General features: G+C 74.7%; 11 protein-coding genes, 1 tRNA gene and 1 riboswitch. Of the genes, 6 read left to right on the top strand and 6 right to left on the bottom strand.

Translation table 11 applies throughout. From position 1 onward, the window contains the following. Window positions 1–14: 14 nt before the first annotated feature. From AB0N76_RS32540 to AB0N76_RS32525, 4 genes are all read right to left on the bottom strand, one after another. Window positions 15–467, bottom strand: coding sequence for a GNAT family N-acetyltransferase (locus AB0N76_RS32540; protein ID WP_363563346.1), 453 nt, complete (start codon window positions 465–467; stop codon window positions 15–17). 29 nt (window positions 468–496) lie between these two features. Next, window positions 497–1306 carry a class I SAM-dependent methyltransferase gene (locus AB0N76_RS32535; RefSeq protein WP_363563344.1) on the bottom strand — a complete coding sequence of 270 codons (810 nt, stop codon included), beginning with the start codon at window positions 1304–1306 and terminating at the stop codon, window positions 497–499. A gap of 302 nt (window positions 1307–1608) precedes the next feature. Beyond that, on the bottom strand, window positions 1609–2349 hold the full coding sequence (locus AB0N76_RS32530) for a sensor domain-containing protein (RefSeq protein WP_363563342.1): 741 nt from the start codon (window positions 2347–2349) through the stop codon (window positions 1609–1611). A gap of 126 nt (window positions 2350–2475) precedes the next feature. Beyond that, window positions 2476–3087, bottom strand: a complete 612-nt coding sequence (locus AB0N76_RS32525) for a GNAT family protein (RefSeq protein WP_363563340.1) — start codon at window positions 3085–3087, stop codon at window positions 2476–2478. 43 nt (window positions 3088–3130) lie between these two features. Here AB0N76_RS32525 and AB0N76_RS32520 point away from each other — a divergent pair, with 43 nt between their 5' ends. Then, on the top strand, window positions 3131–4132 hold the full coding sequence (locus AB0N76_RS32520) for a hypothetical protein (RefSeq protein ID WP_363563338.1): 1002 nt from the start codon (window positions 3131–3133) through the stop codon (window positions 4130–4132). Between the two features lie 68 nt (window positions 4133–4200). Here the strand turns inward: AB0N76_RS32520 and AB0N76_RS32515 are convergent, their stop codons facing one another. After that, window positions 4201–5106 (bottom strand): M23 family metallopeptidase, encoded by a 906-nt coding sequence (locus AB0N76_RS32515; protein WP_363563336.1) that lies wholly within the window; start codon window positions 5104–5106, stop codon window positions 4201–4203. Window positions 5107–5118: 12 nt separating this feature from the next. Continuing rightward, a riboswitch (cyclic di-AMP (ydaO/yuaA leader) is annotated at window positions 5119–5277 on the bottom strand. A gap of 244 nt (window positions 5278–5521) precedes the next feature. Between AB0N76_RS32515 and AB0N76_RS32510 the strand changes: the two genes are divergently transcribed. The 3 genes from AB0N76_RS32510 (at window position 5522) to AB0N76_RS32500 (ending at window position 7452) form a co-directional block, all read left to right on the top strand. Next, window positions 5522–5812 carry a YiaA/YiaB family inner membrane protein gene (locus AB0N76_RS32510; protein WP_363563334.1) on the top strand — a complete coding sequence of 97 codons (291 nt, stop codon included), beginning with the start codon at window positions 5522–5524 and terminating at the stop codon, window positions 5810–5812. Window positions 5813–5932: 120 nt separating this feature from the next. Beyond that, a complete protein-coding gene (locus tag AB0N76_RS32505) occupies window positions 5933–6766 on the top strand; it encodes an alpha/beta hydrolase (protein WP_363563332.1) in 834 nt (277 codons plus the stop codon). A gap of 116 nt (window positions 6767–6882) precedes the next feature. Next, complete coding sequence (locus tag AB0N76_RS32500; RefSeq protein WP_363563330.1) at window positions 6883–7452, top strand: TetR-like C-terminal domain-containing protein; 570 nt, start codon at window positions 6883–6885, stop codon at window positions 7450–7452. A gap of 97 nt (window positions 7453–7549) precedes the next feature. On the opposite strand, the gene AB0N76_RS32495 is transcribed toward AB0N76_RS32500, so the two are convergent. Beyond that, window positions 7550–7623, bottom strand: a tRNA-Ile gene (locus AB0N76_RS32495). Between the two features lie 186 nt (window positions 7624–7809). Here AB0N76_RS32495 and AB0N76_RS32490 point away from each other — a divergent pair. Together AB0N76_RS32490 and AB0N76_RS32485 are read left to right on the top strand one after the other, a co-directional pair. Beyond that, window positions 7810–10125, top strand: coding sequence for a SpoIIE family protein phosphatase (locus AB0N76_RS32490; protein WP_363563328.1), 2316 nt, complete (start codon window positions 7810–7812; stop codon window positions 10123–10125). A gap of 173 nt (window positions 10126–10298) precedes the next feature. After that, a partial coding sequence (locus tag AB0N76_RS32485; RefSeq protein ID WP_363563370.1) for an ATP-binding protein occupies window positions 10299–11701 on the top strand: 1403 nt, incomplete at its 3' end.

Raw genomic sequence — 11701 nt, 5'->3', positions numbered from 1 at the left:
GGACCCGGGTGGGCTCAGACGGTGAAGCGGAGCTCCGGCCGGTCCCAGCCGATCGGCGGCTTGGCCGGGAAGGTGCCGACGCGTTCGGCACCCATCCGCAGGTAGAAGGCCTCGGCGGGCGGGTGCGAGACGACCTTGATGCCGCCGGTGATGCCGACGGCGCGGGCGCGGTCGAGCATGTGGGTGATGAGCAGTCGGCCGATGCCGAGCCCCTGCGCCTCGTCCGCGACGAACATGAGGTCCAGGTCGGGGACCGGGTCGGTGACCAGCGCGTAGAAGCCGAGCAGGAGGTCGTCGGCGGCGCGGACCGCGAGGTGGACCTCGTGCCGGGCCAGGTACTCCGGGGTCACCCGGTAGCCGGCGATCATCGCCGCGTACGCGCCGCGGTAGGCGGAACAGTTCTGGATCAGGGCGGTGAGCCGGTCGGCGTCCGAGGCCTCGGCCGGCTTGATCAACGTCTCGGTCATGGGCGTGAGTATAGGAGTGATCAGGCAGTTCAACCATTACCGGGGTGGTGGCCGACCCGGTGCGGGCCGACCCGGTGCAGGACGAGCAGGCGCCGGGGGCGCGCACCCTCGCCGTCGGGCGGCAGCCGGCGGACCTCGCTGGCGATCCGGCGCTCGCCGAGCCCGTGCCGGACGGCGTCGAGGTGGGCGCTGGGGCGGCCCGCGGCGTCGCACAGCGGGTGGATCCGGACCTCGCCGCCGGGGGCGGTGACCCGGACCAGTTCGGCCAGTGCGGCCACCTGCCGCTCCGGCGTGAACAGGTCGGGATAGGCGAACACCAGGTACCCGCTGAGGGTGAGGGCGAAGGTGCCGTCCGCGAAGGGGAGGCGCGGCAGCGCGGCGGCCACGTACTGCTCGGGGTGGTCGGCGCGGTCGGCGGCGAACAGCCGGCGGGCGCGGTCCCAGCTGCGCAGGTAGCACTCGGGCGGGCGGTGGTGGGGCGCCGGGTAGAGGTCGGGGCGGACGGCCATCGCGGCGGCCATGGCGGCCCGGGCGGTCAGGGCGCGGGCGGTGATCTCGGCGGCGGGGTGGGCGTAGACCGGGTCGGCGGCGATGACCCGGCAACCGAGCGGGCGGGCCTCGGCGGCCAGCGCGGCGGCGCCGCCCGGGCAGTCCAGCAGCGGGCCGGAGAGGGCGGCGAGCCGGGCCCGGGTGAGGCCGAAGAGGCCGCAGTACTCGTCCAGCGAGCGGGAGGTCACCAGCACGGTGGCCGGGACAGCGGCTGGGACGACGGCCGGGACGGCGCCTGGGACGACGGTCGGCGGCGGGGCGGGCGCGGGGTGGGCGGTTCGGTCGGCCATCGCGGCCATCCGAACACGGAGCGACCCCGGCCGCATCCGGAAGCGTCCGGGGAGCGGGCGGGGCCAGGCGGGGCCAGCAGGAATCTGTAGACCGGTCGGCATATTTCTGTAGACCGGTCTATATAGTCACGATCTGTAGACCGGTCTACATATTCGAGAGTACGTAGACCGGTCTACATATTTGGGGGCAGGTAGACCGGTCTACATATTTCGCCCGGGCTGGGCGTCGGCTGGGCACCGACGGGGAACACACGGGGAACACGCGGGAGAGGGTGGGGCGAGGAACGGGCCGCCGGCCGGGGTCAGCGGCCGAGGAGGCCCTGGGCGGCGAGGCGGTTGACGTTGGTGAGGCCGCGCACCAGCTGCGGGGTGACGAAGACGAACAGCAGCCCGATCAGGCAGACCCCGGCGATCTGCAGCGGCGACTCGACGTAGTAGACGTGCTGGACCCCGTCGCTGTCGGTGAAGTCGAAGATCCGGTAGCCGGGCCAGTCCGTGTACTTCGGGAAGACCCAGTGGTAGACGGGGTACAGCGCGAGCGACCAGCCGACGAGCAGGAAGACCAGCGACAGCACCATGCTGAGGATCGCCCAGGGGAACATCACCACCTGGTAGAGCACCGCCTTCCAGCCCGCCGCGTCCGCGAGCCGGGCGGTGACCGTGCCCCAGGTGCCCCGCCGGGTGACGCGGACCGGCGCCGGGCCCGGCACGTCCAGGGCGAGCATGGTGCGGATCCGGGACCGTTCCAGCCGGCCGAAGCCGCGCCCGGCGGTGGTCAGCGCCGCGAGCACCGGGAGCCCCAGGACGGTGACGAAGGTGCCGAGGCCCAGGGAGAACAGGGTCACCGCGAGCACGAAGCCGGCGATCGCCACCGGCAGGCCGGTCAGCGCGTAGCCCAGCTCGCGGTAGAAGTAGGAGGTGAACGGCGCCCGCCAGGCGTACGGCGGGTCCTCGGTACGAAGGGCGCCACCGAGACGGTCCTCGCCGTCGTGGGTGTCGTACGCGTCGTACTCGCTGCGCTGCATGCTGGTGTGGGTGCTCATGGCCGGGTCTCGGTCCCTCGGGTCGGTCGCGGATCGGGGCTCGTCGGGCGGTTCCTGCCGACCCCTGAAGCCTGTCAAAACGCGGTCCGGGCGGACATCCGGCTCCCCGGCGAACCGGAGGTGGGGTTATCCCCCCTCCCCCGGCGGGTCCCCCGGCGACTCCCCCTCCGGGTCGTCGGAGAGCGGGTCGTCGGAGAGCAGCGCGTACTGGTAGGCGTCGTGCCAGCCGTCGGAGCGCCGGAAGTCGTGCCGGACCCGGCCCTCCAGCCGGAAGCCGGCCCTGGTCAGCACCCGGACCGAGGCCGCGTTGTCGACCGCCACCCGGGCCTCCAGCCGGTGCAGCCCGAGCGGGCCGAACGCGAAGTCGCGGAGCAGCCCGACCAGTTCGCCCGCGTACCCGAGCCCCCAGGCGTCGCGGCGCAGCGCGTACCCGAGCGAGGCGGAGCGGTGGCTGGCGAGGCCGAGCGCGACGTTGCCGATCGGGACGGCGCGGGCCGGGTCGTCGGCGTCGGCGAGGCGGGTGACGGCGAGCCGGTAGACCTCGCGGTCGTCCTTCTCCGCCTCCTCCAGGAACTGTTCGACCTGGTCGGCGCAGGTCTCCCGGTCGCGCGGCTCGAACGGGAGGTGGCGGCAGGCCTCCGGGTCGCCGAACACCGCGTGCAGGGCGTCCACGTCCTCGGGGGTGTGGTGGAACTCGCGGATGGCCAGCCGGGGGCCGATGAGTCGGACAGGCACCATGGCTCCCGACCCTACCCGCGACCAGCGGTTACGGTTCGTGGTTATGGAAGACGAAGACCTGCGGCTCGCCCCGCGCACCAAGGCCGCCGATCTGCTCGCCTGGGCGGAGGCGGAGGGCCGCGCGCCGCTCGCCGAGGAGCCGGTGCGGACGGTGCTGGCGCTGCTGGAGCTGGGCGAGGGCAGGATGCACGACGGCTGGCCCGAGCTGACCTCGGCCGCGGTGGAGCACCTGCTGTACGAGCGGCTGCACCTGTACGTCCAGCCCGCGCCGGAGCTGGACCCGCTGGCGTACGGCGCGGCGGTGCGGCTGCTGATCGACCACCAGCGCGCGGCGAAGCGGCTGAACGCCAAGCGGCAGGAGCGGCTGCACGCGGAGGCCGAGTGGCAGGGCGAGCTGGCGGCCGGGCTGCTGCGCCGGGCCGACCTGGTGACCTGGCCCCGGCTGTACGCGCTGCTGCTGCGCGCGGACGGGGTGGACACCGCGGACGGGGCGGCGGTGCGGTCCTGGCTGGAGGGGTTCCGGGGGCTGGCGGAGGAGGAGCGGCTGGCGGCGTTCGCGGCGCTGGAGGCGGACGGCGTGCTGGACCCGGTGGACGACGGGGGCTGGGACGGCGCGGCGCGGACGCTGGCGGTGGGCATGGCCACGGACGGGGCGCGCCGGCTGCTGGAGCACGGGCTGATGCAGCGCAGCTACCGGAACCTGGCCGAGCTGACGGCGCTGGGCCGGCCGATGCCGGAGGAGCTGGCCGGGGACTTCGGGGCGTTCGAGGAGGCGGCGGTCGAGGCGGCGCTGGACCTGTCGGGCGAGTGGACGGTGCCGGGGCTGCCGCGGCTGCTGGTGGAGGAGTTCCCGGAGCTGGCGCCGGAGCCGGGGCAGGCGGAGATCGACGCCTACCTGGCGGGTCTGGAGCCCGCCGCGGACGAGACCTGGGAGCCGGACGCGGCGGACGAGGACTGGCAGCCGGACGCGGAGGACGAGGCCTGGGCGGCGGACACGGAGGACGCGGCGGACGCGGACGACGAGGACCGCCCGCGCGCGGAGTAGTCCGGGAACGACGCGGGGCCCCGGCCGGATCGACGGCCGGGGCCCCGCGCGGTGCCGGGGGGGCGGGGTCAGGGGGTGACGCCGCGCTGCTCGAACCAGGTCTCCGGGTCGACGGGCGCGCCGCCGCCGGGCCGGACCTCGACGTGCAGGTGCGGGCCGGTGACGTTGCCGGTGGCGCCGACCTTGCCGATCTGCTGGCCGGGGACGACCTTGCCGGAGCCCTTGATGATCGAGGAGAGGTGGCAGTACCAGATCTCGGTGCCGTCGGGCAGCGTCTCGACGATCCGGTAGCCGTAGGCGCCGGCCCAGCCGGCCGAGGTGATGGTGCCCTGGCCGACCGCGTAGACGGCGGTGCCGGTGTCGGCGGCGAAGTCCAGGCCGGTGTGCAGGTGGGCCCAGTAGCGGGCGCTCTGGCCGTAGTGCGCGGAGAGGTTGTAGTCCTTCACCGGCAGGGTGATCGCGGCGAGCTTGGCCTTCTCGGCGGCCTCGGCGGCGCGCTTGGCCTGCTCCTGCTGGGCGAGCTGGACGGCGCGCTTGGCCTCGGCCTCCTGGGCGGCCTGGACGCGGGCGTCCTCCTCGGCGGCGGTGCGCTGGCTGTCGGCCTGCTGCTGGATCCGGGCGGCGAGGGCGAGGCCGGGGTCGGCGGCGAGCGCGACCGGGGTCTCGTCGGGCGCCTCGACGGCGGGCGCGGCGGCCGGGGTGGCGGAGGCGAAGCCGGTGGCGCCCAGGGTGGCGGCGACGGCGGTGACGCCGAGCAGCGGAGCGGTGCCGCGGGTCTGACGGGGCATCCGGTGCCGGTTGGCGTCGGCGGCCGGCGGGGCGCTCTCGTCGGCGGGGCCGGTGAACGGGCCGGGGCCGGCGAAGGGCCCGGGGCCGCCGAAAGGGCCGGGCCCGGCGGACGGACCGGGGTGGTCGAGCAGCTGGGTGCCGGCAGAGGAGCCGGACGGGTGTGCCGGGGTGTGCGTCGACGCCACGGAGGCGCGCTCCTTTCCTTCCTTCGCGCCTACCGGGTTAGCTGACGGGTTCGGAGCAGGAAGGTCTCCTACGGCTGGGCCTGGGCCCGGCCGATTCACCCCAAGGAACGTGGTTCCCCGGCTCCCTGGCCTGCCCGGAGGCCGGCCGGCGGGATTAGGCGACGGCGCACGGTGCCGTCTGGGTACGGCGTTGCGGACCGCGCTGCGTTATCAAACGTTAATCCGAGTGGCCCCCGATTCCAAGCCGTTCGTCGTTGACGACGGATGAGGATCGGGCAGTACGGCACTCGATGGGCGATTTGTGAGGTTTGATGACAACTGACACTACCGAACGTGAGAGGACGTCAACGAACGGCCCCCCAACTGAGTACTCCTACTCATGCGAGGCCGGGAGCGCGCGGCCCATCCTGGCGCCATGAGCGCACCGATGCAGTCACGCACCACGGCCGCGTACTACGTCCAGGCCGTCCTGTCCTTCGCCCTCGCCGCCTCCACCCTCGCGATCGGGATCGCCTTCCTCCCGGTGGAGCCCTGGACCCGGGCCTTCCTGGGGATCGGCCTGCTGTACACCGTCACCTCCACGTTCACGCTGGCCAAGGTGGTCCGGGACCGACAGGAGTCCACCGACCTGGTGACCAGGGTCGACCAGGCCCGGCTGGACAAGCTGCTGAGCGAGCACGACCCGTTCAAGGTGGAGGGGGTCTGAGGACGGGAGCGACCCCGGGCCGATCCGAATCGGCATAGGCGATAGCTTGACGGCTAAGGCTATTAGCCTTAGCTTTATGGCTATCGGCACGTCGCCGACGTCCGGACCGAGGAGGCCCCCATGAACGGCACCACCGCCCCCGTCACCCGCTACCTCGACCTCCCCGGCGGCCGGATCGCCTTCGACGACACCGAGCACGGCGCCGGCGCCCCGGTCGTCCTGCTCCCCGGGATGCTCGACAGCCGGGCCGCGTACCGGCACCTGCGCCCGCTGCTCACCGCCGCCGGCCGCCGGGTGATCACCATGGACCTGCGCGGCTTCGGCGAGTCCTCGATCGTCTGGGACGACTACACGCCCGCCGCGATCGCCCGCGACGTCCTCGCCCTGCTCGACCACCTGGGCATCGAGCGGGCCGTGCTGGCCGGCAACTCGTACACCGGCGCCAGCGTGGTCAAGGCCGCCGGGGACGCCCCCGCGCGGGTCGCCGGGATCGTCCTGCTGGACGCCTTCGTCGAGAACGTGCCGCCGACCGCGCTGCAGCGCGTGGTGGTCGGCGCGATGGGCCGGCTGCTGGTGCACTCCCCCGCCTTCTGGGGCCTCTACCAGCGGAAGGCCGCCTACCCGACCACCAAGCCGGCCGACCACGAGGAGTACGTGGCCGGGCTGGTCGCCGCGCTGCGCACCCCGGGCCGGAAGACCGCCACCCGCGGCTACGTCCGCGGGGACTCCTCGCCGGCCGGCTGGACCGCCGCCGTGCGCTGCCCGGCGCTGGTCGTGATGGGCGAGAAGGACCCCGACTTCGCGAAGCCGGAGCTGGTCGCCGACCGGCAGGCCGCCGCGCTGGGGGCGCGCAAGGTGATGATCGAGGGCGCCGGGCACTACCCGATGGCCGACCGCCCGCAGGCCACCGCGGACGCCCTGCTGTCCTTCCTCGCCGAGGCCGAGCGGGCCTGAACCCGGGCCTGAACCCGGGCCCGACCCCGGGCCCGAACGCCATGCCCGAACGCCAGGCCCGAACCCCGGGCCCGGCCCGCGCCCCCATCCCTTCCACCCCCTCCAGGAGAACCGCGATGCCCCGAGTCGGACTGACCCCCGAGCAGGTCGTCGGCCACGCCCTCGCCCTCATCGACGAGCAGGGCCCGGAGGCCCTCACCCTGGCCGCCGTGGCCGCCCGGGCCGGCGTCGCCACCCCCTCGCTGTACAAGCACGTCAGCGGCGGACTGGCCGAACTGCGCCGGCTGGTCGCCGTCCGGGTGACCGAGGAGCTGGCCGACCGGCTCGCCGAGGCCGCACTCGGCCGCGGCGGGGACGACGCCGTCGCCGCCGTCCTGCGGGCGTACCACGCGTACGCCACCGAGCACCCGCACCGGTACGGCGCGCTGCCGCAGGCCCCGCAGCCGGACGACGACCTGGCCGCGGCGGCGGCCCGGCTGGTCGGGGTGATCGTCGCGGTGCTCCGCGAGTACGGGCTGGAGGGCTCCGAGGCGATCCACGCGGCCCGGACCTTCCGCTCGCTGGCCCACGGCTTCGCCGCGCTCTCGATCGGCGGCGCGTTCCAGCTCGGCGAGGATCTCGGGGAGACCCAGGACCGCATGATCACCGTGCTCACCGCCGGCCTGCACGGCTGGCCGCGGCCCTGAGCCCCGGCGGCGGACCGGGACCGGGGCCGGGAACGGGAACGGGAACGGGAACGGCGAAGGGCCCGGAGCGGGAGGCTCCGGGCCCTTCGTCGTGCGGTGGGGCTAACAGGACTTGAACCTGTGGCCTCTTCCTTATCAGGGAAGCGCTCTAACCGTCTGAGCTATAGCCCCGCACCGTCGGACGCACCGCGCTGCGGCACGTCGTACGGAGAAGGGTACCGGACCCGGCGGGGCTGCCCGAACACCCCGGGGCCCACACGCCCCGGGGCACACCGTCCGACTCTCTCCTCACGGGCATAAGAAATAAGGTATTAAGAATTAACTGCCCCATAAGGAGCCGGAGAGGCCGGGAATCCCGTGGATCCGCGCAGCAGCCCCACCGCGCACAGCGCCATGCGCTGCGTCCGCTTATTGCTGGGCTGCTCCAGCGCCGCCGAACTGCTCGGCACCGTGCTCGCCGAAGGCCCGGGCTGGATCACCGGCGAAGGTTCGGCGCTCTACCTGCTGGATTCCGCCGGAATGCTCCGGCTGACCGCCTCGCACGGCCTGCCCGACTGGGCCCGCGAACGCTACGGCGTGGTCGATCCGGCCGGCGACCTCCCCGCCGCGATGGCGCTCCGGCTGCGCCGCCCGTACCTGCTGAGCCCCGAACGCACCAGCGTCGACTACCCGAACCGGAACACCGGGATGGGCACCGGGATGGTCGCCATCAGCACGCTGCCGATGGTCGTCGACGAGCGGCCGATCGGCGTCCTGGCCCTGGCGCTCGCCCATCGGGGGACCGTCCCCCCGCGTGATCTGGACGTGCTGGAGACGATCGGCGACGCCTGCGCGCACCGGCTCGCCCACCTGCTGGACCACGCCCGGACCGGACGCGCCGCACAGAACGGCCGGAGCGCGCCGGACGGCGTGCGCCCGGGCGTCTGCCCCGACCGCCCCGACGGCACCGACCCGGCCGACGGCCTGGCCCACCCGATGCTCTCGCTCGCCGTCCGGGCCGCCGGGCACGGCGCCTTCGAACGCGACCTGGTCACCGGCGAGACCTTCTGGGACGCCCAGGCGCACCGGCTGGTCGGCCGGCCCGTGCCGGAGGGCGCCGGCTCGGCCCCCGCCCCCGACCTCGACCGGCTGGTCCACCCGGAGGACCTGCCGGACGTCCGGGCCGTGCTCGCCGAGGCGCTCGCCACCGGCGGCCCGTACCGGATCCGGTACCGGGTGCCACGCCGGGGCGGCGGCGTGATCCGGATCGAGGAGACCGGGGAGGTGATGCTGGACGTGCACCGCCGGCCGGTCCGGATCGCCGGGCTGCTGGCCGACCTGGACCACGGCCGCGCCCCGGACGAACGCCCACCCGCCGGTCCGGACGAGGCGCCCGCCGCCGGGGCCCGCTCGGCGCTGCTGCTGGCGCTCACCCGGGCGCTGTCCCGGGCGGTCACCGTCCGGGACGTCACCACGGCGGTCACCGACGTCGTCCGGCCGGCCTTCGGCGCCGCCAGCATCGTGCTCGACCTGGTCGACGAGGGCCGGCTGCTACCCGTCTCGCACACCGTCTACGGCGGCCCCAGACGGACCGAACTGACCCGGCTCGCCGACCTCTCCGAGGGCGTCATGCAGCGGGCGCTGGCCCGCTCGGCGCCGCTGTTCAGCGAACCCGCCCGCCGCGGCCGGGCCCCACAACAGGGAGCAAACAGCGGCACCGGCACCAGCACCGGCACCGGCACCGGCACCGAGGACGGCGGCACGCCGCTCGCCCCGGCCGCCTGGGCGGTGCTGCCGCTGATCGCCTCCGGCCGCCAGGTCGGCTCCTGCCTGATCACCTTCGCCGCCGAGCGGGTCTTCAGCCGCGAGGACCGCACCCTCTACTCCGCCTTCGCCGGCATCCTGGCGCAGTCCCTGGAGCGCGCCCGCCTCTACGACACCCACCACCACCGGGCCACCGAGCTGCAGCGCGCGATGCTGCCGCGCACCCTGCCCCGGCTGGCCGGGGTCGCCAGCGCCGCCCGCTACCTGCCGAGCACCGAGGGGATGCAGATCGGCGGCGACTGGTACGACCTGCTGCGGCTGCCGGACGGCCGGATCGGGCTGGTGATCGGCGACGTCCAGGGCCACAACGCCGAGGCGACGGCGGTGATGGGCCAGCTGCGCAGCGGCCTGCGCGCGTACGCCACCGACGGGCACGACCCGGCCGCCACGCTGGCCCGGACCAGCCGGCTGCTGGCCGAGCTGGACACCGAGCTGTTCGCCACCTGCCTCTATCTGACCCTCGACCCGGCCGACGGCACGCTGCGCGCGGCCCGGGCCGGGCATCCGGCCCCGGTGCGGGTCACCGCGGACGCCCGGGCGGTGGAGCTGGAGCTGCCCGGCGGCCCGCCGCTGGGCGTCGCCCCGGACCGGCCGTACCCGCTGGCGGTGGAGCGGCTGGCGCCCGGCGAGACGCTGCTCGCCTACACCGACGGCCTGGTGGAGGACCGGGAGGAGGACTACGACGAGTCGGTGCAGCGGATGCTCGGCGGTCTGGAGCTGTGGGCCCGCAACAGCGGTGCGGTCCGGGTTGAGCCGGGGCCCGCCCTGGAACGGCTGGCCGATCTGCTCACGCTGAACGTGACCGAACGGCGGTCCCGTCCGGACGATGTCGCGCTGCTGTTGTTGCACCGTTTGTCACCAGTGCAATAGCGGGTCCCCCGGGGCCTCCGGAGGGGGTTCGGAGCGAGTTCGTGGACCGTCCGATCGGGTCCGAAGCAGGGGGGAACGACGCGGTATTGACGGGATATCGATGAGATCCGGTCACTTGGCGAGATCCGTTCACACCTTCGTAGGATCATCACCCTAGAATTCGCGGCGTGACGATGACTCAGTGGTGCGCTACGGCTACCGGCGTGTTCGCCGCCCTCGCCCTCGTGGCCGCCGCCCGCTACCGCGCGGTCTCCGCCACCCAGCGCCGCAAGGTCACCCAGCAGCAGCGCGACCTCGCCCGGCTGCGCGAGCAGCTCACCGCCGAACAGGCCCGCCGCGGCAGCGAACTGGCCGCCGTCCAGCAGGAACAGGAGCTCAACTCCTCCACCCAGCGGGCCTTCCTCAGCGTCGCCCGCCGGATCCTGGTGATGGCCCACGACCAGCAGGCCCTGCTGGACGAGATGGAGCGCACCCACGACGACCCGGCCCTGCTGGAGGGCCTGCTCAAGGCCGACCACGCCGCCGCCCAACAAGCCCGCCTGGCCCAGACGCTGGCCGTGCTGTGCGGGGCCCGGGCCGGACGGCACTGGCCCGAACCGGTCTCGCTGGAGGACGTCGTGCGCGGCGCCCAGTCCCGCATCCTGCCGTTCCAGCGGGTGATGGTCCGCAGCCGGATCGAGACCGCCGTGGTCGGCGCCGCCGCCGAGGCGCTGATCCACGCCGTGGCCGAACTGCTCGACAACGCCACCCGCTACTCCCCACCCAGCACCCAGGTGTTCGTCACGCTGATGCCGGTGCACAACGGCGCCGTGATCGAGATCGACGACGGCGGCGTCGGCATGCCCGAGCAGGCCGTCACCAAGGCGGCCGCCGCGCTGGCCGGCGGCTCCGGCATGGAGGTCTCCCGGCTCGGCGAGGTCCCGCAGCTCGGCCTGGCGGCGGTCGGCCGGCTCGCCGAGCAGTACGGGTTCCGGGTCACGCTCAGCTCGGCGCCCTCGCCGTACGGCGGGGTGCGGGTGGTGGTGCTGCTGCCGAACGCGCTGCTCACCGAGCCGCTGCCGCCGACCGTGCCGGGCCTCGGCGCGGAGGACGCGGTGTTCGGGCCCGGGCCGTACGGGCCCGCGCCGGGCGCCGGTCACGGCCGGTCGGCCGACCGGACCGGCCGGACCGCGCGCACGGGGCAGTCGGGACAGCCAGGGCAGTCGGGGCAGTCGGGGCAGTTGGGGCAGCCGGGGCAGGCCGCCCCGTCGGTCCGGCCGGACGGGCCGACCGCGCCCGCCGCCCCGTACGGGCAGTCCCCGTACGACCCGTCCCCCTACCACCCGTCGCCGTACGGCCCGTCGACCTACGGGGACGAGCCGTTCGCCTCCCCGGCGGCGTCCGGGTACCCGCCGGTGTACCCGCCCGGCTACCCGGCGGCCGACGAGCCGACCGCCCCCGCCCCGGCCCCCGCCGGTGCGCGGCACGGTGCCGGGACGCCCGGCCAGGCGTCTGCCGCGGTGAGGACGGCGCGCCCGACCTCACGGTGCGGGTGTCGGCCCCGGTGCCGGCCGGCCCGTCCGCGGCCAGTGCTGCC

Source organism: Kitasatospora sp. NPDC093806, from assembly GCF_040683335.1.
Lineage (GTDB): Bacteria > Actinomycetota > Actinomycetes > Streptomycetales > Streptomycetaceae > Kitasatospora.
The sequence above is the reverse complement of the archived record's forward strand: the minus strand, read 5'-3'. Positions and strand labels throughout refer to the sequence as shown.

What these genes read in the sequence shown, in the direction of transcription:
- AB0N76_RS32540 (WP_363563346.1), bottom strand. Translation starts at nt 467, where the DNA reads ATGACCGAGACGTTGATCAAGCCGGCCGAGGCCTCGGACGCCGACCGG.
- AB0N76_RS32535 (WP_363563344.1), bottom strand. Translation starts at nt 1,306, where the DNA reads ATGGCCGACCGAACCGCCCACCCCGCGCCCGCCCCGCCGCCGACCGTC.
- AB0N76_RS32530 (WP_363563342.1), bottom strand. Translation starts at nt 2,349, where the DNA reads ATGAGCACCCACACCAGCATGCAGCGCAGCGAGTACGACGCGTACGAC.
- AB0N76_RS32525 (WP_363563340.1), bottom strand. Translation starts at nt 3,087, where the DNA reads ATGGTGCCTGTCCGACTCATCGGCCCCCGGCTGGCCATCCGCGAGTTC.
- AB0N76_RS32520 (WP_363563338.1), top strand. Translation starts at nt 3,131, where the DNA reads ATGGAAGACGAAGACCTGCGGCTCGCCCCGCGCACCAAGGCCGCCGAT.
- AB0N76_RS32510 (WP_363563334.1), top strand. Translation starts at nt 5,522, where the DNA reads ATGAGCGCACCGATGCAGTCACGCACCACGGCCGCGTACTACGTCCAG.
- AB0N76_RS32505 (WP_363563332.1), top strand. Translation starts at nt 5,933, where the DNA reads ATGAACGGCACCACCGCCCCCGTCACCCGCTACCTCGACCTCCCCGGC.
- AB0N76_RS32500 (WP_363563330.1), top strand. Translation starts at nt 6,883, where the DNA reads ATGCCCCGAGTCGGACTGACCCCCGAGCAGGTCGTCGGCCACGCCCTC.